Origin of the sequence: Roseateles saccharophilus (assembly GCF_031458095.1) — a bacterium.
Classification (GTDB): domain Bacteria; phylum Pseudomonadota; class Gammaproteobacteria; order Burkholderiales; family Burkholderiaceae_C; genus Pelomonas; species Pelomonas saccharophila_A.
Genome location: NZ_JAVDXU010000003.1, coordinates 673,012 through 695,639, shown reverse-complemented (window position 1 = coordinate 695,639; position 22,628 = coordinate 673,012). Strand labels below are relative to the sequence as shown.

The 22,628-nt window shown below is 65.6% G+C and carries 18 protein-coding genes; 9 read left to right on the top strand and 9 right to left on the bottom strand.

Annotated features, from left to right (window positions below):
* Positions 1 to 244 precede the first annotated feature (244 nt).
* A complete protein-coding gene (locus J2X20_RS22125) occupies positions 245 to 3,367 on the bottom strand; it encodes a carbohydrate-binding domain-containing protein (protein ID WP_310269583.1) in 3,123 nt (1,040 codons plus the stop codon).
* A 379-nt stretch (positions 3,368 to 3,746) separates the two neighbouring features.
* Between J2X20_RS22125 and J2X20_RS22120 the strand changes: the two genes are divergently transcribed.
* The 3 genes from J2X20_RS22120 (at position 3,747) to J2X20_RS22110 (ending at position 7,321) form a co-directional block, all read left to right on the top strand.
* Positions 3,747 to 4,754, top strand: a complete 1,008-nt coding sequence (locus J2X20_RS22120) for an NAD-dependent epimerase (RefSeq protein ID WP_310269581.1) — start codon at positions 3,747 to 3,749, stop codon at positions 4,752 to 4,754.
* 65 nt (positions 4,755 to 4,819) lie between these two features.
* On the top strand, positions 4,820 to 6,145 hold the full coding sequence (locus tag J2X20_RS22115) for a UDP-glucose dehydrogenase family protein (RefSeq protein ID WP_310269579.1): 1,326 nt from the start codon (positions 4,820 to 4,822) through the stop codon (positions 6,143 to 6,145).
* A gap of 84 nt (positions 6,146 to 6,229) precedes the next feature.
* Complete coding sequence (locus tag J2X20_RS22110; protein WP_310269576.1) at positions 6,230 to 7,321, top strand: nucleotidyltransferase family protein; 1,092 nt, start codon at positions 6,230 to 6,232, stop codon at positions 7,319 to 7,321.
* 64 nt (positions 7,322 to 7,385) lie between these two features.
* On the opposite strand, the gene rfbC is transcribed toward J2X20_RS22110, so the two are convergent.
* Genes rfbC through J2X20_RS22070 form a run of 8 tightly spaced genes read right to left on the bottom strand, consistent with a single transcriptional unit; the run spans position 7,386 to position 15,859 of the window.
* Entirely contained in the window at positions 7,386 to 7,937 is a 552-nt protein-coding gene (rfbC, locus tag J2X20_RS22105; protein ID WP_310269575.1) for a dTDP-4-dehydrorhamnose 3,5-epimerase, read from the bottom strand.
* Between the two features lie 2 nt (positions 7,938 to 7,939).
* Positions 7,940 to 8,824 (bottom strand): glucose-1-phosphate thymidylyltransferase RfbA, encoded by an 885-nt coding sequence (gene rfbA / locus J2X20_RS22100; RefSeq protein WP_310269572.1) that lies wholly within the window; start codon positions 8,822 to 8,824, stop codon positions 7,940 to 7,942.
* An 8-nt stretch (positions 8,825 to 8,832) separates the two neighbouring features.
* Positions 8,833 to 9,714: a dTDP-4-dehydrorhamnose reductase gene (gene rfbD / locus J2X20_RS22095; RefSeq protein ID WP_310269569.1), complete on the bottom strand. Its 882-nt coding sequence runs from the start codon at positions 9,712 to 9,714 to the stop codon at positions 8,833 to 8,835.
* Positions 9,711 to 10,769, bottom strand: coding sequence for a dTDP-glucose 4,6-dehydratase (gene rfbB / locus J2X20_RS22090; RefSeq protein ID WP_310269566.1), 1,059 nt, complete (start codon positions 10,767 to 10,769; stop codon positions 9,711 to 9,713). The genes rfbD and rfbB overlap by 4 nt, the downstream gene beginning before the upstream one ends.
* The gene (locus J2X20_RS22085; protein WP_310269563.1) at positions 10,766 to 12,199 is read right to left on the bottom strand and encodes a mannose-1-phosphate guanylyltransferase/mannose-6-phosphate isomerase; all 1,434 of its coding nucleotides are present in this window, start codon (positions 12,197 to 12,199) and stop codon (positions 10,766 to 10,768) included. Before J2X20_RS22085 ends, rfbB begins: the two co-directional genes overlap by 4 nt.
* 15 nt (positions 12,200 to 12,214) lie before the next feature.
* Positions 12,215 to 13,234 carry a UDP-glucose 4-epimerase GalE gene (gene galE / locus J2X20_RS22080; RefSeq protein ID WP_409034185.1) on the bottom strand — a complete coding sequence of 340 codons (1,020 nt, stop codon included), beginning with the start codon at positions 13,232 to 13,234 and terminating at the stop codon, positions 12,215 to 12,217.
* Positions 13,234 to 14,490, bottom strand: a complete 1,257-nt coding sequence (locus J2X20_RS22075) for a hypothetical protein (RefSeq protein ID WP_409034184.1) — start codon at positions 14,488 to 14,490, stop codon at positions 13,234 to 13,236. The genes galE and J2X20_RS22075 overlap by 1 nt, the downstream gene beginning before the upstream one ends.
* Positions 14,471 to 15,859 (bottom strand): undecaprenyl-phosphate glucose phosphotransferase, encoded by a 1,389-nt coding sequence (locus J2X20_RS22070; RefSeq protein WP_310269560.1) that lies wholly within the window; start codon positions 15,857 to 15,859, stop codon positions 14,471 to 14,473. Before J2X20_RS22070 ends, J2X20_RS22075 begins: the two co-directional genes overlap by 20 nt.
* Positions 15,860 to 15,990: 131 nt before the next feature.
* Here J2X20_RS22070 and J2X20_RS22065 point away from each other — a divergent pair, with 131 nt between their 5' ends.
* The 6 genes from J2X20_RS22065 to aspS all read left to right on the top strand — a co-directional run bounded on the left by J2X20_RS22065 (position 15,991) and on the right by aspS (position 22,570).
* Positions 15,991 to 16,536, top strand: a complete 546-nt coding sequence (locus tag J2X20_RS22065) for a hypothetical protein (protein ID WP_310269557.1) — start codon at positions 15,991 to 15,993, stop codon at positions 16,534 to 16,536.
* Entirely contained in the window at positions 16,533 to 18,095 is a 1,563-nt protein-coding gene (gene ubiB, locus J2X20_RS22060; protein ID WP_310269554.1) for a ubiquinone biosynthesis regulatory protein kinase UbiB, read from the top strand. Before J2X20_RS22065 ends, ubiB begins: the two co-directional genes overlap by 4 nt.
* Positions 18,096 to 18,176: 81 nt before the next feature.
* A complete protein-coding gene (locus J2X20_RS22055; protein ID WP_310269551.1) occupies positions 18,177 to 19,640 on the top strand; it encodes a high affinity choline transporter 1 in 1,464 nt (487 codons plus the stop codon).
* A gap of 52 nt (positions 19,641 to 19,692) precedes the next feature.
* Complete coding sequence (locus tag J2X20_RS22050) at positions 19,693 to 19,998, top strand: FmdB family zinc ribbon protein (RefSeq protein WP_310269548.1); 306 nt, start codon at positions 19,693 to 19,695, stop codon at positions 19,996 to 19,998.
* A 10-nt stretch (positions 19,999 to 20,008) separates the two neighbouring features.
* On the top strand, positions 20,009 to 20,683 hold the full coding sequence (locus tag J2X20_RS22045) for a DUF502 domain-containing protein (RefSeq protein ID WP_310269545.1): 675 nt from the start codon (positions 20,009 to 20,011) through the stop codon (positions 20,681 to 20,683).
* A 96-nt stretch (positions 20,684 to 20,779) separates the two neighbouring features.
* Positions 20,780 to 22,570, top strand: coding sequence for an aspartate--tRNA ligase (gene aspS, locus J2X20_RS22040; protein ID WP_310269542.1), 1,791 nt, complete (start codon positions 20,780 to 20,782; stop codon positions 22,568 to 22,570).
* Positions 22,571 to 22,628 lie beyond the last annotated feature (58 nt).

Genomic DNA, 22,628 nt, shown 5'->3' with positions numbered 1-22,628 from the left:
GAATCTGCACTACTTCGCACGTGCCGCCCTCAAGATGGGTTTGGCCGACGCTTACGTCGCGGTCGCCACAGTGCGGCCCATTTCACGCACCCTGCTGACCAGCACAGCTCGACGCATCGGCGTCATTCGCGCATGTTTGTGGCTGTTTATCCGTTCTCCTGCTTGGGTGGGGAAGGTCTCGACAACCCCAGCTTCCCAAATCAGGAACGGATGAACAACTATTGAAACGTTACACCCAGCGCGTTCAGCGGCGCCAGCTCGAGTCGGTTCGCAGGTACAGCTGAGAGCTGCCGGCGGTCAGCGTCTGCGGCAGGGTCACCGCAACACCGTCGATGGTGGTTGCGCTGCAGCCGGCCGGCCAGCCCAGCGAGGCGCAAGAGACCGTGCTGCTCTGGCCTGCCGGCGCGGTGGCGACTGCGGCCCAGTCGGCGGTGGTGGAGAACGAGAAGCCGGTGATCTCGCGGACCGACACCGAGTCGAACCGCACGGAGACGCCGGGCGTCTTGACCTGCAGGTTGACACGCGCCTCGGCGCTTGACTTCGGCGTGAAGAAGGCTTCGTAGCGAATGACCTGGCCGGCGCTGCCGCTCAGTGCCACCGACGAGGTATAGCCGGCGGTGGCCATGCTGTCCCAGGGTGTTGCGTTGCGGCTGATGTAAGGCCAGCCCAGCGTGGCGGCGCCACCCAGCGTTGCGGTGTAGCGATACAGGTGCGGGGCACCGGCGCGCATCACGAAACCGGGGCTCGCGATCCAGTCGTTGCTGGTGCCAGCCGTCAACTGCACGCAGGTGCCGATGCAGCCGCCACCGGAGGAGGTGCCGGCGCTGCCGCCGTTGCCCGCATTGCTGAACCAGCTGTTCCAGGCGCCAAAACCGCTGTCGAAGTTGCCGCCGGGCACGAGCTCGGGGCCGAGAGTCAGCTGGTACAGGGCAAACGCCATCGGCGTGGCGGTCGGCGCGTCGAGGCGGTTGAAAGCGGCCCAGGCGGCCGAACTCATCCGCGTGTCTTCAGTGTTCGAACGCAGCCAGGCGTGCACGCCGTCCGTGCTGCCGTCGAAACGCACCACCTGGTTGCCCGTGAAGGTGTTGTTGCCGGAACTGATCGACGAGGCGGCGCCGAAATTGTTGGAGAACCAGATGGGGTACGACTCGCTGAAGGTCGGCAGCGCCGGGAACTGGTTCACCGCCGACTTGACCGGCACGAACTGGTTGTTGCGGAAGGTGTTGCCGACCAGATAGTCGCGATCGGTCTGGTCGTTGGTCACCGCGACCGCGGCCCGTGTCGGGAGCCACACCCGGTTCGACTCGAAGACATCGTTCGAGCCGTTGCGCAGCACCAGGCCGAAGGGTACGTCGCGGACCATGTTGTTGCGCACCGTGACGCCGTGCGAGAAGTCGTCCAGGAAGATGCCGCCGACGACCTCGATGCCGAGGCCAACAGCGCCTTCGACGTTCGGCCTGCCGCCATGCACCTGGTTGTTCTCGACCGTGGCGAGCTGGGTCGAGCCCGTCAGCTTGGGGCCGTTCCAGGTATAGATGGCGCCGCAATCCGACAGGCGCACACAGTAGCGTGTCACCGCGTTGTTCGTGACCATGCTGCCGCCCGTTCCCGAGAAACGGATGCCGTGGTAGGCCGCACCGTCGACGATGTTGTTGAGAATCTTTGCCCCCTTGCCGCCCTCGATGGCCGCGTGGGTCCAGCCGGGGTAGCTGATGGTGCCGGTCTCAGTCACGTTGTTGTCGCTGATCGTGGTGGGGCCGCCGAAGCCGGCGTCAATGCCGTAGACGAAGTTGTTGCTGATGCGGCTGCTGCGGATCGTCGCGCCGGGCAGGGTGTCGACCTGTACCGAGGAGACGCCCGATTCGCCGTTGTCCCGGGCCTCGATGCGTTCGACGATGGCACTGCTGGCATTCTGCAGAACCAGGCCACTGACTCGCGCCCGTTGCAGCACCAGATCGCGTACGCCAACGCCCGAACGGTCCGCGATGCGAAGGGCCACATCCCGGACGCTTCCCTCTACGTTGCGAACGTTCAGATCCGCCTGGGCCAGAGCAGCGGAAGGGTAGACATACAGGCGGTTGTTGGTGGTGTCGTGGAAGAACTCACCCGGCGCGTCGAGCATCCAGAGCTTGTCTTCAAGCACGTAGCCCTCGCCGGCGTCGATCGTGAAATCGGTGCCGGACGTGAGGTTCAGCGTGCCCGTGCCGGAGTCGAAGCTTGCCACGCGGCGCGCCTCGATCTTGTAGGCCATGGTGCGCGCATACAGGGCAGCTCCGGCAAGGTCGTTGCCGGACAGGGCCGTGAGATCACCATCGGCGACGCGGATGGACCACTTGGCGCCGCCACCGGTTGAATTGACCAGCGCATACCCTTGGGAGGTTGAAGTGGTGTTGGGCCAGCGGGCCGTGGCCTGTGAGCTGCCGTCGATGAAGAGGCGGCGGATCTTGGGGGTGCCGGCGGGAACTGCACGCGACCACACGTTGCCGTTCTTGGTCCAACCACCGTTGAAGACGTCGGCGCCTGAAATAGTGGCCTTGGTCGTCGCGCACTCGGTGCCATAACCGACGACATTGACGCCATTGGCCAGTTGGATGCTGTCCAGCGACAGCGATTCGCGCCAGACTTGGCCGCAGCGCAGGAAGACGCTCTGGCCGGTCGTCAGCCGGGCCTCGGTGACTTTGCGCAAGGTCTTCCAGGGCTGGGCCTGGGTGCCGGGGTTGGCGTCATTGCCGGCGGAGGCGTCGACGTAGACGCCCGTGCTGGAGACGGCGCTCGCCGCGCCGCCGGGGATCCGGAAGCGCAGGGCGCCGTTCCAGAACAGGCCTTCCTGGCCGGGCAGGGTGTCGATGCCGTCGAAGGCGGCGCTGCCGCTGCCGCGGTCGAAGACCACGCTGGCCGAGGTCGAGGCATAGGGCTGGCCGTTGACGGTGATTGAATTGACCCACAGGTTGCGATCAATGCCGCCGACGACGGCGTCATTGGTGTAGACGATGTCGATGGCGCTGCCGGGGCCGAGGCCGGCGACGCTGAAGCTGTAGTCCTGCAGCGTGGTGGAGCGCACTTCGGTGGTGGCGACCTGCAGGCCGTTGACGCGGATCTCGATGGTCGGGCCGACGTTTCCGGCGAGGACACCGCGGGCCTTGATCACCAGGTTGGTGCCGGGATCGCCCGCGGCCATGGCCTTGGCCATGGGCTGTTCGACACTGGCCGCGGTCGCGGCGGGAACCGTCGCGGCCGCGGGGGTCGCGCTGGCGCTGTCCGAAGCGCCGGATCCACCGCCGCAGGCGGCGAGGAGGGCGGTGGAAGCCACCAGCCCAGCCAGGGCGCCCTTGCGGGTGTCTACAAGTTTGTGATCGCTTTGCTTCATGGTCGAAAACTCTGGGTTGCCGCTGATCGGACTTCATTCAGCGTGTGCCCGGAATTGTCTTGAGAGCCCCTCTGCGACGCAGTGAGATAACTCGCAGTTCGGGGGCAGTGGGGGTAAGGCATTGAAACGAACGAGCACTAATTCCGCCTGCAGGGGGCAGGGAATGCACCTAACCCCCGCTAGTGAGGGGTGACGAGGCGCTCGGGACTTTGTAGGAGGAGCGGTTTCGAGGGCTCGGGATGCCCAGCGGGGCAGACCCTGCTTGTGGGGGAGGGGCGCGTGCTATCGCCTACCCCTGAGGGAGAATACTGGGCTCGCGGCGGCGCCTTGTCGCCGGCTTGCGCGACAGCGAGCCTCAATTGCAAGTGGGAGATCAGCGTTGAAAGTCCTCGTCACCGGCGCCGCCGGATTCATCGGTATGCATGTCAGCCAGATCCTTCTGGCGCGGGGCGATCAGGTGGTAGGCCTGGACAACCTGAACGACTATTACAGCCCCCAGCTCAAGCATGACCGTTTGGCGCGTTTGACGCCCAAGGCCGGCTTCAGCTTCGTGAAGATGGACGTGGCCGACCGCGAAGGCATGGCCAAGCTCTTCGCCGAGCAGCGTTTCGACCGTGTCGTGCACCTCGCCGCCCAAGCCGGCGTGCGCTATTCCATCGAGAACCCCCACGCCTACATCGACAGCAACATCGTCGGCTTTACCAACATCCTGGAAGGCTGCCGCCACGGCGGTGTGCAGCACCTGGCCTACGCGTCCAGCTCCAGCGTCTATGGCGGCAACACGCTGATGCCCTTCTCGGAGCATCACAGCGTCGACCATCCCATCAGCCTCTACGCCGCGACGAAGAAGGCCAACGAGCTGATGGCCCATACCTATTCGCACCTTTTTGGGTTGCCGACGACGGGCCTGCGCTTCTTCACGGTGTACGGCCCGTGGGGCCGCCCCGACATGGCTCTCTTCCTGTTCACCAAGGCGATCATCGAAGGGCGGCCCATCAACGTCTTCAATCACGGCAAGATGATTCGCGACTTCACCTATGTCGACGACATTGCCGAGGGTGTGGTGCGCGTGCTGGACCGCACGGCGACGGCGGACCCGACCTACGACCCGAGCAAGGCCGATCCGGCGCGTTCCAGCGCGCCCTATCGCGTGTTCAACATTGGCAACCATGCGCCTATTCAACTGATGAGCTTCATCGAGGCCATCGAGCAGGCGGTGGGCCGTGAGGCAATCAAGAACTACATGCCGCTGCAGGATGGCGACGTGCCGGCCACGCACGCCGATGTGGAGGAACTCGCAGCCTGGACAGACTTTCGCCCTGCGATGCCTGTACCTGAAGGAATTCAGCGCTTTGTCGCCTGGTATCGGGACTACTACAAGGTCTGATTCCCACGGCGCTGTCACGCGCCTGCGTTACAAACGGGTGAACCGTTTTTGCACGAGGATTGAGAATGAAAGTCACCGCCATCGGCACCGGCTATGTGGGCCTGGTCACCGGGGCCTGCCTGGCCGAAATGGGCAACCATGTGGTTTGCCTGGATGTGAATCCCGAGAAGATCCGCATCCTCAACGATGGCGAGATCCCCATCCACGAGCCGGGGCTGCTGGAAGTGGTGCGTCGCAATGTGGCGGCGGGCCGCCTGCAGTTCACGACCGACGTGGACATGGCCGTGAACCATGGCACTCTGCTCTTCATCGGCGTGGGCACGCCGCCGGATGAAGACGGCTCTGCCGACCTGCAATACGTTGTGGCCGCGGCCCGCTCCATCGGCCAGCGTATGACGGACTACAAGGTCATCGTCGACAAGAGCACGGTGCCGGTTGGTACGGCCGACAAGGTCCGCGCCGCGGTCAAGGAAGAGCTCGAGAAGCGCGGCCTGGGGGATATGGCTTATGCGGTCGTCTCCAACCCCGAGTTCCTGAAGGAAGGCGCGGCGGTCGAGGACTTCATGAAGCCGGATCGCGTGGTCATCGGCTCCGACGACGAGCAGGCCACGCTGCTGATGCGCGCCCTGTACGCGCCCTTCAACCGTACCCAGGACCGCATGCTGGTCATGGACGTGAAGAGCGCCGAGTTCACCAAGTACGCCGCCAATGCGATGCTGGCCACGCGCATCAGCTTCATGAATGAGCTGGCCCTGCTGGCCGAACGCGTCGGTGCCGACATCGAGCTGGTGCGCCGCGGCATCGGCTCCGATCCGCGCATCGGCTACCAGTTCCTCTACGCTGGTGCCGGCTACGGCGGCTCCTGCTTCCCCAAGGACGTCAAGGCGCTGGTGAAGACCGCCGCCGACAACGGCATCCCGCTGAAGGTGCTGACAGCCGTCGAGGAAGCCAACGAGCGCCAGAAGCGCGTGCTGGTCGACAAGGTGGTGGCCCGCTTTGGCAATGACCTGAAGGGGCGCCGCTTCGCCATCTGGGGCTTGGCCTTCAAGCCCAATACCGACGACATGCGCGAGGCGCCGTCGCTGGTGGTCATCGACGAGCTGACGAAGCGCGGCGCGACGGTGGCGGCCTACGACCCGGTGTCGATGCCTGAGACGGCCCGTGTGTTGGGCCCGCGTGACGACGTGACGCTGGTGGAGCGCGCCGAGGCCGCGCTCCAGGGTGCGGACGCGCTGCTGATCGTGACCGAGTGGAAGGAGTTCCGCACGCCGGACTTCGATGCGATCAAGGCTGCGTTGAAGGCGCCGATGGTGTTTGACGGCCGCAATCTCTACGACCCCAAGCTGATGAAGGCGCTGGGCATCGACTACAGCGGCATCGGTCGCGGCTGACCCCCTAACTGCTTGGGGCAGGCCTGGGCCTTGCTTGCTCCCGCGCATCACTCACTGCGTTAGGAGGCCGGTATGGCCAAAGCAATGATCCTGGCCGCCGGCCAGGGCACTCGGGTGCGCCCGCTGACAAAGCACACGCCCAAACCGATGGTGCCCATCCTGGGCAAGCCGGTCATGGAGTACCTGGTCGAGCATCTGGCGCGCCATGGCGTCAAGCAGATCATGGTCAACGTGGCCTTCATGCACTGGAAGATCGAGAACTACTTCGGTTCCGGCCACCGATGGGGCGTCGAGCTGGGGTATTCGTACGAAGGTGTGCGAGAGCAAGGTGAAATCGTCTGCAAGCCTGTCGGTTCGGCGGGTGGCATGCGCAAGATCCAGGACTTCGGCGGTTTCTTCGACGAAACCTTCCTGGTGCTGTGCGGCGATGCCGTCATCGATCTGGACATTGGCGCGGCGCTGGCCGAGCACAAGGCCAAGGGAGCCATCGCGAGCGTCGTCACCCTCGAGGTGCCCCGCGACCAGACCAAGAATTACGGCATCGTTGTCGCCGATGCCGACGGCCGTGTGACTTCGTTTCAGGAAAAGCCCAAGCCCGAGGAGGCCAGGAGCACCCTGGCTTCAACGGGCATCTACATCTTCGAGCCGGCGGTGCTCGATCTGATCCCATCGGGCGTGGAGTTCGACATCGGCAGCCAGTTGTTTCCCTTGCTGGTCGAGAAGGGGCTGCCCTTCTTTGCCCAGAAGCGGCCGTTCAACTGGATTGATATCGGTCGCGTGACCGACTACTGGGCCGTCACGCAGCAGGTGATGGCCGGTGAAGTTGCGCAGATGGACATGCCCGGTCGCGAGGTGCGGCCTCAGGTGTGGGTCGGTCTCAACACCTCAGTGGACTGGGACAAGGTGCATATCGAGGGGCCCGTCTACATAGGCTCCAACGTGCGCATCGAACCTGGTGCCCGTGTGGTCGGGCCGACCTGGATCGGGCACGGCTCGCATCTGCGAGCCGGTTCGGTCGTGGAGAAGTCCATCCTGATCGAGCACACCCGCATCGGCGAGGGCATGACCGTGCGCGAGATGATCATCTCGCCCCAGTACTGCGTGGATCGCACTGGCCACACCAGCTATGTGGGCGACGAGATCACGCCATTGCGCTGGGGCGACGCGCGCGCATGAACCTTGCGGGAGCCAGGGCCATGAGGCTGGCGCCTGACGTGCGCTCAGCGGGGCCCTGGAACCTTCAGTCGAAGCAGCGCGCCTGTTGCAGCAGCGGCGCTGCCACATCCTTGGCCGACAGCTGAGGCTGGATACCGTCAAGGGGCCAGTCAACGCCGATGGTCGGATCATCCCAGCGCACTGCTCCCTCCTGTTCGGGCGCATAGCGTCCACTGGTCTTGTAGAGAAAGTCCGCGGTTTCGCTGATGACGACGAAGCCGTGGGCAAAGCCGGGCGGAATCCAGACCTGGCGTCGGTTCTCGGCCGACAGCTCGTAACCGACCCAGCGGCCGAAATTCGGGCTGGACCGCCGCATGTCGACGGCGACATCGAATACCGCCCCGGATACGCAGCGCACCAGCTTGCCCTGGGCATGCGGGGCGAGTTGGTAGTGCAGCCCGCGAAGCACGCCGCGCGAGGAGCGCGAGTGGTTGTCCTGAACGAAATGGACGTCGTAGCCGACGGCCTGGTTGAAGCGCTCCTCGTTCCAGCTTTCCATGAAGAAGCCGCGGGCGTCACCAAAGACCTTGGGTTCGATGAGCAGAACCTCGGGCAGGGCCGTAGGGGTCAGATTCATGGTCAATGTGCCAGATCGGTGAGCAGCTTGAGCAGGTACTGGCCGTAGCCGTTCTTGGCCAGTGGCCGGGCCAAGGCTTCAAGCTCCGCAGCGTTGATCCAGCCAGAGCGGAAGGCGATTTCCTCGGGGCAAGCGACTTTCAGGCCCTGCCGCTTTTCCAGCGTGGCGATGAACTGGCCAGCCTCCATCAGGCTGTCGTGGGTGCCGGTATCCAGCCAGGCATAGCCACGCCCCATGATCTCGACGCTGAGCTGACCTTGCTTCAGGTAATGCGCGTTGACGTCGGTAATTTCCAGCTCGCCGCGCGCGCTGGGCTTGATGCTGGCGGCGATATCGCAGACCTGCTCGTCGTAGAAGTACAGGCCCGTGACGGCGTAATTGCTCTTGGGCACCTTGGGCTTTTCCTCGATGGAAAGCGCCCGCAGGCCGCGGTCGAATGCGACAACGCCGTAGCGCTCGGGGTCCGTCACGTGATAGGCAAAAACGCTGGCGCCGCTTTCACGACCTGTCGCGCTGCCGAGCAGGCCAGCAAAGTCGTGACCGTAGAAGATATTGTCGCCCAGCACCAGCGCGCTGGGCGCACCGCCGACAAAGTCGCGGCCCAGGATGAAGGCCTGGGCCAGGCCGTCGGGGCTGGGCTGGACGCAATAGCTGATGTTCAGGCCCCAGCGCGAACCGTCGCCGAGCAGGGCTTCGAAGCGGGGTGTGTCCTGGGGCGTGCTGATCAGTAGGATGTCGCGGATGCCCGCCAGCATCAGGGTGCTCAGCGGGTAATAGACCATGGGCTTGTCGTAGACCGGCAGCAACTGCTTGCTGACGGCCAGCGTCGCCGGATGCAGGCGCGTGCCAGAGCCTCCGGCGAGGATGATGCCCTTGCGGTTTTTCATTGGAGACCTCAAAGAATTTCGTTCAGCATGCGCTCGACCCCCTGCTGCCAGCCTGGCAGCCGCAGGCCGAAGCGCTGCTGCAGCTTGTCCGTGGAAAGTCGCGAATTCAGCGGGCGTCTGGCGGGCGTTGGATAGTCGCTCGTCGGGATCGGCAGTACCTGCTCCGCAGCAACCTTGATCAGGCTATCTCTTGTCCGCGCGAACTCGATGACGAATCGCGCATAGTTGTGCCAGCTTGTTTCGCCGCCCGCTACCGCGTGGTAGGTGCCGGTCAAGGCTGGATTCACGCGCGCGGCGCGCAACATGTGCACAGTCAGGTCGGCCAGCAGGTCGGCGCCAGTGGGGGCGCCGATCTGGTCGGCGATGACCTTGAGCTGCTCGCGCTCGGCGGCCAGGCGCAGCATGGTCTTGGCGAAGTTGCCGCCTCGGGCACCATAGACCCAGCTGGTGCGCAGGATGAGGTGCTGGCATCCACTGGCGCGGATGGCGTCCTCCGCCTCGGCCTTGGTGGCGCCGTAGACGCTCAAGGGGCCGATGGGGGCTTCTTCGTCGCGCGCGTGGCTGCCGCTGCCGTCGAAGACATAGTCCGTCGAGTAGTGCACCAGCATGGCGCCCATGCGCTTGGCCTCGATGGCGAGCAGGGCAGGTGTCCTGGCATTGATCTGGCGTGCCAGCTCGGGCTCGCTTTCGGCCTTGTCGACGGCCGTGTGGGCTGCGGCATTGACGATGACTTGGGGAGCAATGCTCCTGACCCTGGCCAACAGGGCTTCGGGCTGGGTGAAGTCGGCGCCATCGTCATGGTCCATCGCGACGATTTCGCCGGCGACGGCCAGCGAGCGCTGCAGCTCCCAGCCGACCTGGCCGCCCTTGCCCAGCAGCAGAATCTTCATGGCGTGTACTGCTTGGCGACCCAGTCCTTGTAGGCACCGCTCTGCACGCGGGCCACCCAGTCCGGATGGTCGAGATACCACTGCACCGTCTTGCGAATGCCGGTGTCGAAGGTCTCGGCCGGGCGCCAGCCCAGTTCGCGCTCGATCTTGCGCGCATCGATGGCATAGCGGCGGTCGTGGCCGGGGCGGTCCTTCACATAGGTGATCAGGCGCTCATAAGGGCCTTCGGGCGAGGGCTTGAGCTCGTCCAGCAGGGCGCAGACCGTCTTGACGATGTCGATGTTGGCCTTCTCGTTCCAGCCGCCGATGTTGTAGGTCTCGCCAAGATGGCCTCCGGCCAGCACGGCGCGGATGCCGCTGCAGTGGTCGGTCACGTAGAGCCAGTCGCGGATCTGCTGGCCGTCGCCATAGACGGGCAGGGGCTTGCCCGCCAGCGCGTTGACGATCATCAGCGGGATCAGCTTCTCGGGGAAGTGATAGGGCCCGTAGTTGTTCGAGCAGTTGGTCGTGACGACCGGCAGGCCGTAGGTGTGATGCCAGGCACGCACGAGGTGGTCGCTGGCAGCCTTGCTGGCCGAATAGGGGCTGTTGGGCTCGTAGGGATTGGTTTCGGCGAAGGGTGGGTCCGACGGCTTCAGCGAGCCATAGACTTCATCGGTGGAGACGTGGTGGAAGCGGAAGGCCTGCCTGGCCTCGCTTACGAGTCCCGTCCAGTAGGCGCGTGCGGCTTCCAGCAGCGTGAACGTGCCTTCGACATTCGTCTTCATGAAGGCGCCGGGGCCCTGGATGGACCGGTCCACATGGCTTTCGGCCGCGAAATGGACGATGGCGCGCGGCTTGTGCGTGGACAGCAGCTGGTCGACCAGGCTGCGGTCACAGATGTCGCCCTTGACGAAGATGTAGCGCGCGTCGCCGTCCACCGAGGCGAGGTTCTCGAGGTTGCCGGCATAGGTCAGCGCGTCGAGGTTGATGACGGACTCATCCGACTGGCGCAGCCAGTCCAGCACGAAATTGCTGCCGATGAAGCCGGCGCCGCCGGTGACGAGGATGGTCATGTTCTTCCGTAGGTGTCTTCGAAGCGGACGATGTCGTCCTCGCCCAGGTAGGAGCCCGACTGCACCTCGATGATCTCCAGCGGCACCTTGCCCGGATTGGCCAGGCGATGGGTCTGGCCCAGCGGGATGTAGGTGGACTGGTTCTCGGTCAGCAGGATGGTCTTGTCGCCGTTGACGATCTCGGCCGTGCCGCTGACGACGATCCAGTGCTCCGCGCGGTGGTGGTGCATCTGCAGGCTCAGGGAGGCCCCCGGCTTGACCATGATGCGCTTGACCTGGAAGCGCTCGCCCGAGTCGATGCTGTCGTACCAGCCCCAGGGGCGGTGCACCTTGCGGTGCAGGGCGTGTTCGCCGCGCTGTTCGGCGCCCAGGCGGTTGACGATCTGCTTGACCTCCTGGCTGCGAGCGCGGTCGCTCACCAGCACGGCGTCGGCCGTCTCGACGACGACGATGTCGGTCAGGCCGACCACGCCGACGAGGCGGCTGGTGGCGTGGACCAGGGTGTTCTTGCTGTCGGCGATCAGGGCGTCACCGACAAAAGCGTTGCCGTCGGCGTCTTTTTCGGCCACCTGCCAGACGGCCTCCCAGGCGCCCAGGTCGTTCCAGCCGGCATCCAGCGCCACCATGCGCAGAGGGATGTCGGTGCCGGGGCAGCGTTCCATGACGGCGTAGTCCACGGACTCGCTGGGCACGGCGGCGAACTCCGCCTTGCCCGGGCGCACAAACTTGGCGTCGGTCTTGCGCGCGTCCCAGGCCGCGCGCGTGGCCGTGGCGATGTCGGGACGGAAGCGCTCCAGCGCCTTCATCCAGACGCTGGCACGCAGCACGAACATGCCGCTGTTCCAGTAGTAGTCGCCCTCGGCCAGATAGCGCTGGGCGGTCTCGAGGTTGGGCTTCTCGACGAACTGGGCCACCGACAGGCTGGCCGAGTCGCCGGCGGTGCGGATATAGCCATAGCCCGTCTCGGGGCGGTCCGGCGTGATGCCGAGGATGGCGATGGCGCCTTCCGCGGCGATGCGCACGGCATCCTGCAGCGCGGACGTGAAGGCGGCGGCGTTGGTGACGGTCTGGTCGGCCGGCGTGACGACGAGCACCGGGTCCTTGCCGCCCTCGAGTGCCGCCAGGGCGGCCAGCGTCAGCGCCGGAGCCGTGTTGCGGCCCATGGGCTCCAGCAGCACGCTGCTGGGTTCCTGCCGGGTTTCGCGCAACTGGTCCAGGACCAGGAAACGGTGCTCCTCGTTGCCGACGATGCAGGGGCCGGCCAGCTCGAACTCGGGTGAGGCCAGCGCGGCGAGGCGGCGCGCAGCCAGCTGGAATAGGCTTTCATTGCCGGACAGCACGAGGAACTGCTTGGGATAGCCGCTGCGCGACAGCGGCCACAGCCGGGTGCCGGAGCCGCCGGCCATGATGACGGGTTGAACCTGGATCATTGTTTTGCGCCCGTGTCAGGCAGGTTTGAATCCATGGGGATTGTCGTGTTGCCAGCGCCAGCTGTCCTCGCACATGCGGGCAAGGTCGAGCTTGGCTTCCCAGTTAAGCAACTCACGGGCCAGTTTCGGGTCGGCCCAGCAGGCCGCGATATCGCCTGGGCGGCGCGGCACGACTTCATAGGGCACCTTGCGACCACTGGCGGCCTCGTAGGCGCGCACCAGATCCAGCACGCTATACCCCTGTCCAGTGCCCAGATTGACGGTCAGCGAACCCGGGTTGGCCAGCAGCCAGCGCAGCGCCGCGACATGACCCTGGGCCAAGTCGGTGACGTGGATGTAGTCGCGCACGCCCGTGCCGTCCGGTGTCGGGTAGTCGTTGCCAAAGACCGACAGCTTCTCGCGCCGGCCGACGGCGACCTGGGCCACATAGGGCATCAGGTTGTTGGGTGTGCCACGCGGGTCTTCGCCGATACGGCCACTCTCATGGGCGCCGACAGGGTTGAAGTAACGCAGGCAGGCCGTCTGCCAGCCCGGGTCCGCCACGCCGAGGTCGCGCAGGATCTGCTCGCCCATCAGCTTGGTGGCGCCATAGGGGTTGGTCGACGAAGTCGGCGCATCTTCGCGCAGCGGCAGCTTCTCGGGTGCGCCGTAAACCGTCGCACTGGAGCTGAACACCATGCGCGTGCAGCCGTGGCGCCTCATGACCTCGCAGGTGTTGACGAGGCCGCCGAGGTTGTTGCGGTAATAGGCCAGCGGCTGGCTGACCGATTCGCCGACAGCCTTGTAGGCCGCGAAATGCACGACGGCGGCGGGCCGGTAGCTGCCGAAGATCTCGTCCATGGCCGCCGCATCGCAGACGTCGGCACGCTCGAACTCGATGGGCGCGCTGGCCAGTTCGGCCAGGCGCTCCAGCACGACGGGTGAGCTGTTGACGAAGTTGTCGACGCCGACGACGCGGTAGCCGGCCTTTTGCAGCGCCAGCCAGGTGTGCGAAGCGATATAGCCGGCGGCCCCGGTGAGCAGAACGGTGGTCATCAGTAGAGGATGGCTTGTGCGGTGCAGCCATAGCTGCTGGCGCTGTAGACGTACTGAGGCACGCTGTTGTCACGGTCGGCGTGGTCGTATTGACAGCTGAGACTGATGCCGCGGGAGAAGGCCCAGCGCACGCCAAGGTTGTAGGTCTTGAAGTCGTCCAGCGCATCCACGACGGCAGCGCCTGTCGAGTTCGTGCGGGTGCTGCGATTGCGACTGCCCTTGGCGCTCAAGCTGAGCTTGCTGGTGAGGGCGTAGCTGCCGCCCAGCTGCTGGGAGGTGTAGACACGGTTCAGATCGGCGGCCTGAACCAGGCTTTCCTGGCCGGTATCGCGAGCGTATTGCAGATTCAGCTGCAATTTGGCTGTGGGCTGCCAATTCCAGCCGAGGCTGCCCGTCGTGCCGCTCAAATCCCGCAGCCGCGTGTCCAGACTGTTGTGGGTCTTGCTGCGACTGATCCGCGTGTTCAGCGTACTGCGCCCGCCGGTACTCCACTTCGTCGTGAAGTCGAGGTCGTTGCGGGTGTAGTCGTTGGGCGCCGACACGACCACGATCTGCAAGGTCTCCGGGTCCAGCGCAAAGCCGACGGGATAGCGCGGGTTTTGGCCCCTGGTGTGCCTTGCTGCCAGGCCCAGCCTGACGTTGGCGCCCGGTGTTGCGTAGATGCCGAAGGAGCCGGTGTTCTGGTGGAAGTTGAAACGGTCGTATTCCGAGGCGCTGAAGTCTCGCCGTCGGTGGGACCAACCCGCTTCGAGCGTATAGCGCGTGGCGACGCCGAGGCGCACCAGGGCCTGGTATTCATCTTCACGCTCGATGTTCTTCTTGAGGATGGGGTCAACGCCGTTGCCGATATTGAAGTCGGCGAGGGATCGATCCGACTTGGCACTCAGCACACCCGACAGATTGCCCACTGTTTGCCAGTTGACCGCACCTTTCAGGGTGTAGGACAGGTTGTTTAGATCGCGATTCTCCGAGTACCGGTTGTCCTGCACCGAGCCGTCCAGCGTCAAGTGTTGCCGACCCAGCTTCTTGTCGATGCCACCCAGCAGCCCGACGCTGGTGACCCTGTCGTTGTTGGTGGCGGTCGACTCCCTGTAGACGTTGGAGACGTGCGCCAAGCCCAGAGATCCACCGACATAAAACGGCGTGGTGTCATCCGTCTGCGCTTGCGCGGCCTGATTCGCCAGGAGGGCGGCAGCCAGCGGCGCGAGCGCGGCCCAGCGGCAATGGTGAGAAGGCTTAGTAGGCATGGCGATCAAACACCACCAGCCTCACCGTCCGCAGGATGATCTGCAGATCGAGGGCCAGCGACCAGTTGCGCAGGTATTCCAGATCGTATTCGACGCGTGCCACCATCTTGTCGATGGTGTCGGTCTCGCCACGCAAGCCGTTGACCTGGGCCCAGCCGGTGATGCCGGGCTTGACCTTGTGGCGCACCATATAGGCCTTGATGAGCTTGCGGTATTCCTCGTTGTGGGCGACCGCGTGGGGGCGGGGGCCCACGATACTCATGCGGCCCTGCAGCACGTTGATGAATTGCGGCAGTTCGTCCAGCGAGGTGCGGCGGATGAAGGCGCCGAAGCGGGTGATGCGCGGGTCGTCCTTGGTGGCCTGCTTGACGACATTGCCGTTGTCCTGGGCGCGCATCGAGCGAAACTTGTAGACGATGATTTCCTCGCCGTCCAGGCCGTTGCGGCGCTGCCGGAAGATAACGGGGCCGGGTGAGCTGAGTTTGACGCCGATGGCAACCACCAGCAGCAGCGGCGAGATCAGGATCAGGATCAGCGAGGCCAGCACGATGTCGCTGACCCGCTTGATGAGCTGGTTGGTGCCCGTGAAAGGCGTCTCGCAGATGCCGACGACCGGCACACCGGAGATGTCCTGCAGCCGGCCCTGGATGATGCTGATGCCGAACACGTCGGGCACGAAGAAGAGGGAGGCCGTCGTGCCCTGCACCTGCTCCAGCAGTTCGACGATGCGCGGCTGCGAGCCCAGGGGCAGGGTGATGTAGACCTCGCGCACACCCTTGTCGCGCACGAATTCGCTGAGCTGGGCCAGCGTGCCGAGCATGGATGCTCCGGCCTCGGGATGCAGGCGCTCCGGGCTGCGATCGTCGAAATAGCCCAGGCAAATGACGCCCTGGGAGTCGCGCAGGGCGCGCGCCACCTTGTGGCCCAGCGGGCCTGCCCCGACGACGACGGCCGTGCGCCGCGCGCTCGGGTCACGCGCCCGCCACTGCTGGATGCGCCGCCCGGTCTCGATGGCAGCGATCTGGGCGACGGGCGTGATGACGGCCCACCACAGCAGCACTTCGTTCTCGAAGTAGTGCAGGCTGTTGGTCGCATAGCCGCACAGCAGCAGGATGCCCAGCAGTACCAACCACGAGGACAGCACGTCCACAAGGGCACTCGCCGGGTGGTCGCCGAAGCGGTTGCGGCCCGGGAAGGTAAGGGCAAAGACGAGCAGGCACAGCGTCAAGGTCGGGCGCAGCACCGGCTCGTCGAAATGGCCGTTCACGACAAGAAAGGTCAGAACGATGAGGCCGGGTTCGAGAAAGGCGGCAATCAGCGATTCGACCGACTGGGGTGCGCTGTAGAACGTCCTTTTGTAGCTGCGGTCCTCAAACATCGTGGTGTGCGGTGGTCCTCGGGCGCGGGTTTGCCCGGGTCTGGAAAACGATCAGGGATTCTCTATCAACAAATTTGACAGACGAACCGCCCACGTCCCTTGTTCATGGTCCGCTGCCTACAATCTTGTGTATGTCTGCTTCCTGGCCCATGCCGCCCCTGCCGTCGCTCAGCCCCCTGCTGATGCCGGCCCTGCAGGACCGCCTTGTCTTGCTGATCAACCATGTCGTGTCGCGGGAGCCCATTGCCGCGCAACGCCTGCGGCCCCTGGCCGGACGTGGCCTCGTCGTCCATCTGGCGGGCTGGCCCGGCCTGCTGCCCGCGGCGCCTGATCTGATACTGGGTGTCACACCCGCGGGTCTTTTCGAACGCCTGGATGCGGCGCCTCAGGGCGCCAGCGGTCTGCGCATCGAGATCGACGCCTCCAACCCCGCCAAATTGGCCCTGGGTGCCCTCACTGGCGAGCCGCCCACGGTCAGCGTGCAGGGTGACGCGGCTGTAGCCGGCGAGATGCACTGGCTGATGGACAACCTGCGCTGGGACATCGAGGACGACTTGGCCGGCATCGTCGGGCCTTTGCCCGCCCGCCAGCTCGCCCAGTTCGGCCGCACCCTGAGGCGTACCCTGTCCGGCATGGCCGCGCGTTTCGCGAAGACGACGTCCGGTAGCGGCGCATGAGGTTTGTCTCGCGGCTGCTGGTCATCCTGTGGACGGTCTGGCGCTTCGGTCTCGATGATCTGGCCCTGTCGGGCCTGCGCCGGCGGCGCTTCCAGCTGCTGAGGCGGCTGACCCGCCTGGGCCGGCGCTGGCAGCAGCCCCGCGGCGTGCGCCTGCGCCTCGCTTTGGAGCACCTTGGCCCCATTTTCGTGAAGTTCGGCCAGGTGCTGTCGACGCGGCGCGATCTGCTGCCGCTGGATGTCTCCCTGGAGCTGGCCAAGCTGCAGGACCGCGTGCCGCCCTTTCCCGCTGCGGTGTCGCGCGAGATGGTGGAACGCGCCTTCGGCCGGCCGCTGGAGGAGCTGTTCGCCAGCTTCGACGCCGAGCCCGTGGCCAGCGCCAGCATCGCGCAAGTCCATTTCGCGACGCTGAAGGACGGCCGCGAGGTCGCCGTCAAGGTGCTGCGCCCGGGCATGCTGGACGTCATCGACGACGACCTGTCGCTGATGCGTCAGCTGGCGGTCTGGATCGAGCGCTTCTCGTCCGACGGCCGGCGCCTGAAGCCGCGCGAGGTCGTCGCCGAGTTTGACACTTACCTCCACGACGAGCTGGACCTGGTGCGCGAGGCCGCCAATGCCGCCCAGTTGCGCCGCAACATGGACGGCCTGGACCTGGTGCTGGTGCCCGAGATGCACTGGGACCTGTGCAGCCCCGAGGTGATCGTCATGGAGCGCATGAAGGGCGTGCCGATCTCGCACCGACCCGCGCTCGAGGCCGCCGGTATCGACATCCCCAAGCTGGCCCGCGACGGCGTGACCATCTTCTTCACCCAGGTGTTCCGCGACGGCTTCTTCCACGCCGACATGCATCCGGGCAACATCCAGGTCAGCCTGGCGCCCGAGACCTTCGGCCGCTATGTGGCCCTGGACTTCGGCATCATGGGCACGCTGACCGAGGTGGACAAGGACTACCTCGCGCAGAACTTCATCGCCTTCTTCCAGCGCGACTACAAGCGGGTGGCCGAGCTGCACATCGCCTCGGGCTGGGTGCCGCCCGAGACCCGGGTCGATGCGCTGGAAAGCGCTGTGCGCGCCGTCTGCGAGCCTCATTTCGACCGGCCGCTGAAGGACATTTCGCTGGGCCAGGTGCTGATGCGCCTGTTCCAGACCTCGCGCCGCTTCAACGTCGAGATCCAGCCCCAGCTCGTGCTGCTGCAGAAGACCCTGCTCAACGTCGAAGGCCTGGGCCGCCAGCTCGACCCCGAGCTGGACCTGTGGGCCACGGCCAAGCCTTTCCTCGAGCGCTGGATGAATGAGCAGGTCGGTTGGCCGGCCCTGGCCAAGCAGCTGCAGAAGGAGGCGCCGCGCTTCGCCCAGCTCATCCCCGAGCTGCCGCGCCTGCTGCACGATGCGCTGAAGAATCAGGCCCACCCTGGCCGCGACGCCGACATGAGCGCCCTGGTACGCGAATTGCGGCGCACCAACCGGCTGCTGTCCGGCCTGCTTTGGGGTGCGGCAGGCTTTGCCCTGGGCGTGGCCGCGGCCTGGCTGACGGCGCGCTTTCTGGGCCTGACGCTCTAAGTTCCACTCCCTAGGGCCGCCGTGCGGCGCCGCCTTCATAATCCGCGCCGTTTTTCGGTCCTTTCCCCGCTCCCCCCGCCCATGAACACCACGCTCATCGTCTTCGTCGTGCTCTATCTGCTCGGCACCCTGGGCATTGGCGTCTGGGCCGGCACGCGGATCAAGAACACTTCGGACTTCGCCGTTGCCGGACGCAGCCTGCCGCTGATCATGGTCGTCACGACCACCTTCGCGACCTGGTTTGGTGCCGAAACGGTCATGGGCCTGCCCGCCAAGTTCGTGCAGGGCGGCCTGGGCGCCGTCGTCGAGGACCCGTTTGGCGCCGGTTTCTGCCTGGTGCTGGTGGGCGCCTTCTTCGCCAGCCGGCTCTACCGCATGAATTTGCTGACCATCGGCGACTTCTACCGTCAGCGCTTCGGCAAGGGCGTGGAGGTGTTCTGCTCGCTGGCCATCATCCTGAGCTATCTGGGCTGGGTGGCCGCCCAGGTCACGGCCCTGGGCCTGGTCTTCAACATCCTGACCGACGGCGCCATGAGCCCCCAGACCGGCATGGTCGTCGGCCTGCTGGCAGTGCTGGTCTACGTCGTCATCGGCGGCTTCCTGGCCGTCGCCTGGACGGACTTCATCCAGATGATCGTGCTGGTCTTCGGCCTGGGCATCATTGCGGTCTTTGCGGCCGACCTGGCCGGCGGTGCCGACAAGGTGCTGGCCCTGGCCCAGAGTCGCGACCTCGGCCGCTTCCTGCCCGAGCCCAGCTTCACGCAGATGGCCATGTTCATCGGCTCGGGCCTGACCATGATGCTGGGCTCCATCCCCCAGCAGGACGTCTTCCAGCGCGTCATGTCCGCCAAGGACGCCAAGACCGCCCAGCGCGGCGCCATGATCGGCGGCTTCAGCTATATCGCCTTTGCCTTCGTGCCCATGTTCATCGTGCTGGCCGCCGTCAGCGTCATGGGCGACAAGGCCCTGGAGCTGGCCCAGAACGACTACCAGCGCGTGCTGCCCAGCTTTGTCATGGGCCATATGCCGCTGCTGATGCAGATCCTGTTCTTCGGCGCCTTGCTGTCGGCCATCAAGAGCACCTCGTCGGCCACGCTGCTGGCGCCGACGACCAGCTTCGTCGAGAACATCCTCAAGCAGATCCGCCCCGGCATGAGCGACAAGCAGTCCCTGGTCGCCATGCGCGTGACCCTGGTCATCTTCGCCTTCGCCGTGCTGGCCTATGCCATCGCGCTGCAGGGCACGTCCATCTACGACCTCGTCAGCGCCGCCTATCAGGTGACGCTGGTGGCTGCCTTCGTGCCCCTGGTCTTCGGCCTGTACTGGAGCCGCGCGACCACCCAGGGCGCCGTGTTCTCCATCTTTGCCGGCATCGCCGTCTGGGTGTCCTTCTTCCCGCAGGTGACAACCTGGGGCGAGCTCTTCCCGGGCCAACTTGCCGGCCTGCTGGCCGCTCTGGCCGGCATGGTCATCGGTTCGCTGATGCCCCAATTGCTGACCGACCGCCGCGAGCATGTCAGCCACCATCTGCAGCCCCACGGCTGAGTCCGGGCGCCTCCGCTAAAATGGCGGGCTTTTCGCCCCCGAAGACCTCGCCATGCCGATCTACGCCTATCGCTGCAGCGCCTGTGGCCACGCCAAGGACGTGCTGCAAAAGCTGTCCGACGCGCCGCTGACCACCTGCCCGGCCTGCTCGGCAGAGAGCTTTTCCAAGCAGATCACCGCCGCCGGCTTCCAGCTGAAGGGCTCCGGTTGGTATGCGACCGACTTCAAGGGCGGCGCCACCGCTGCTGCGACGGGTGCTGCTGCAGCCCCGGCGGCGGCTGGCGGCGATGCCCCCAAGGCTGAAGCCTCGGCATCGCCGTCTTCCACCCCCTGCGGCGGCTCCTGCGCCTGCCACTGAACGGGACAACGTGGGCGCCTCACTTCGCAAATATCTGGTCGCCGGCCTGCTGGTCTGGCTGCCGCTGGCCATCACCATCTGGGTGCTGGCCCAGGTGCTGGACGTCGTCAATGGCGTTTTCGGCTCGCTGCTCACTGCGCTGGCCCTGGTCATGCCCAGCGCCTGGGGCGAAGGCATCCGGGCGCTGCAGCATGTGCCTGGCCTGGGCCTGGTCATCCTGGCCGGCGGCCTGCTGGCCACGGGCGTCTTCGTCGCCAATATCTTTGGCCAGTGGCTGCTGACGCAGTGGGACCGGATGATGTCCCACATCCCCATCGTCAAGAGCATCTACAGCTCGGTCAAGCAGGTGTCGGACACGCTGTTCTCCAGCAGCGGCAACGCCTTCCGCGAGGCCGTGCTGGTGCAGTATCCGCGTGAGGGCTCCTGGACGATCGCCTTCGTCACCGGCACGCCCAGCGGCGAAGTGGCCTGCCACCTGGCGCAGGAACATGTCAGCCTCTATGTGCCGACGACGCCCAACCCCACCTCGGGCTTCTTCCTCATCATGCCCCGCGCTGACGTCAAGCCTCTGCACATGACGGTGGACGAGGCGCTGAAATACATCATCTCCATGGGCACCGTCGCCCCCATGCCGCATCCGGATGCGCCGCTGGCTGAGGTGCTGAACCAGCCGGGCCGAAATTAGCTGGGTTGAGCGCCCCGGCAGGCGTTCAATCCTGAGAGCCGAGCGAGCTCGCCAGCGCCCCAAGAACACCCCTGAAAAAGAATTCGGAGAAATCCCATGCGTACCTGTTATGCCGGCCAAGTCAGCGAAAAGCTGCTCGACCAGACCGTGACCCTGATGGGCTGGGCCCATCGCCGCCGCGACCACGGCGGCGTCATCTTCATCGACCTGCGTGACCGCGAAGGCCTGGTGCAGATCGTCTGCGACCCCGACCGCGCCGACAGCTTCAAGATCGCCGAAGACGTCCGCAGCGAGTACTGCCTCAAGATCGTCGGCAAGGTGCGCGCGCGCCCGGCCGGCACCGAGAACGCCAACCTCGTCAGCGGCAAGATCGAAGTGCTCTGCCACGAGATCGAGGTGCTGAACCCGTCGGTGCCCATCCCCTTCCAGATCGACGAGGAAAACCTCAGCGAGACGACCCGCCTCACGCATCGCGTGCTGGACCTGCGCCGCCCGTACATGCAGAACAACCTGATGCTGCGCTACCGCGTCGCGATGGAAGTCCGCAAGTTCCTGGACGAGCATGGTTTCGTCGACATCGAGACCCCGATGCTGACCAAGAGCACGCCGGAAGGCGCGCGCGACTACCTCGTGCCCAGCCGCGTGCATGACGGCCACTTCTTCGCGCTGCCGCAGTCGCCCCAGCTGTTCAAGCAGCTGTTGATGGTGTCGGGCTTTGACCGCTACTACCAGATCACCAAGTGCTTCCGCGACGAGGACCTGCGCGCCGACCGCCAGCCCGAGTTCACGCAGATCGATATCGAGACCAGCTTCCTGACCGAGGAAGAGATCCGCTCGATGTTCGAGGGCATGATCCGCCACGTCTTCCGCAAGGCGCTCAACGTCGAACTGGGCGACTACCCGACGATGAAGTACGCGGAAGCCATGCACCGCTTCGGCTCCGACAAGCCCGACCTGCGCGTCAAGCTCGAGTTCACCGAGCTGACCGACGCCATGACGACGGTGGACTTCAAGGTCTTCTCCGGCCCGGCCACCACGCCGGGCGGCCGCGTCGTCGCGCTGCGCGTGCCGGGTGGCGCGTCCATGAGCCGCGGCGAGATCGACGCCTACACCGAGTTCGTCAAGATCTACGGCGCCAAGGGCCTGGCCTGGATCAAGGTCAATGAAGTGGCCAAGGGCCGCGAAGGCCTGCAGTCGCCCATCGTCAAGAACCTGCACGACGAAGCCGTCGCCGAAGTCCTCAAGCGCACCGGCGCCCAGGACGGCGACCTGATCTTCTTCGGCGCCGACAAGGCCAAGGTCGTCAACGACGCCATCGGCGCGCTGCGCCTGAAGGTCGGCCACAGCGAGTTCGGCAAGACCAACGGCCTGTTCGAGGACAAGTGGGCGCCGCTGTGGGTGGTCGACTTCCCGATGTTCGAGCACGACGAGGAGAACAACCGCTGGGCGGCCGTTCACCACCCCTTCACGGCGCCCAAGGACGGCCACGAGGACCTGATGACGTCGGACCCGGGCAAGTGCATCGCCAAGGCCTACGACATGGTGCTCAACGGCTGGGAACTGGGCGGCGGTTCGGTGCGTATCCACCGCGCCGAGGTGCAGGCCAAGGTCTTTGCTGCGCTGAACATCAGCGAGGAAGACCAGCGCATCAAGTTCGGCTTCCTGCTGGACGCGCTGCAATACGGCGCGCCCCCGCACGGCGGCCTGGCCTTCGGCCTGGACCGCATCGTCACGATGATGACCAAGGCCGAGTCCATCCGCGACGTCATCGCCTTCCCCAAGACCCAGCGCGCCCAGTGCCTGCTGACCGGCGCCCCGTCCCTGGTCGACGAGAAGCAATTGCGCGAACTGCACATCCGTCTGCGCAACGCGACGCCGTCGGCCTGATTCGTCTTGCCCCGATGAGAGCGCCACCCCGGTGGGGCTTTTTTACGCCCCTGCTCCG

Excerpts from the sequence above, each read along its gene's own strand:
- J2X20_RS22125 (WP_310269583.1), bottom strand. The coding sequence starts at position 3,367 with ATGAAGCAAAGCGATCACAAACTTGTAGACACCCGCAAGGGCGCCCTG.
- rfbB (WP_310269566.1), bottom strand. The coding sequence starts at position 10,769 with ATGACCATCCTCGTCACCGGCGGCGCCGGCTTCATCGGCAGCAATTTC.
- rfbC (WP_310269575.1), bottom strand. The coding sequence starts at position 7,937 with ATGAATCTGACCCCTACGGCCCTGCCCGAGGTTCTGCTCATCGAACCC.
- J2X20_RS22050 (WP_310269548.1), top strand. The coding sequence starts at position 19,693 with ATGCCGATCTACGCCTATCGCTGCAGCGCCTGTGGCCACGCCAAGGAC.
- J2X20_RS22065 (WP_310269557.1), top strand. The coding sequence starts at position 15,991 with ATGTCTGCTTCCTGGCCCATGCCGCCCCTGCCGTCGCTCAGCCCCCTG.
- rfbD (WP_310269569.1), bottom strand. The coding sequence starts at position 9,714 with ATGAAGATTCTGCTGCTGGGCAAGGGCGGCCAGGTCGGCTGGGAGCTG.
- J2X20_RS22110 (WP_310269576.1), top strand. The coding sequence starts at position 6,230 with ATGATCCTGGCCGCCGGCCAGGGCACTCGGGTGCGCCCGCTGACAAAG.
- J2X20_RS22085 (WP_310269563.1), bottom strand. The coding sequence starts at position 12,199 with ATGATCCAGGTTCAACCCGTCATCATGGCCGGCGGCTCCGGCACCCGG.
- J2X20_RS22115 (WP_310269579.1), top strand. The coding sequence starts at position 4,820 with ATGAAAGTCACCGCCATCGGCACCGGCTATGTGGGCCTGGTCACCGGG.
- J2X20_RS22055 (WP_310269551.1), top strand. The coding sequence starts at position 18,177 with ATGAACACCACGCTCATCGTCTTCGTCGTGCTCTATCTGCTCGGCACC.
- galE (WP_409034185.1), bottom strand. The coding sequence starts at position 13,234 with ATGACCACCGTTCTGCTCACCGGGGCCGCCGGCTATATCGCTTCGCAC.
- ubiB (WP_310269554.1), top strand. The coding sequence starts at position 16,533 with ATGAGGTTTGTCTCGCGGCTGCTGGTCATCCTGTGGACGGTCTGGCGC.
- rfbA (WP_310269572.1), bottom strand. The coding sequence starts at position 8,824 with ATGAAAAACCGCAAGGGCATCATCCTCGCCGGAGGCTCTGGCACGCGC.
- J2X20_RS22070 (WP_310269560.1), bottom strand. The coding sequence starts at position 15,859 with ATGTTTGAGGACCGCAGCTACAAAAGGACGTTCTACAGCGCACCCCAG.
- aspS (WP_310269542.1), top strand. The coding sequence starts at position 20,780 with ATGCGTACCTGTTATGCCGGCCAAGTCAGCGAAAAGCTGCTCGACCAG.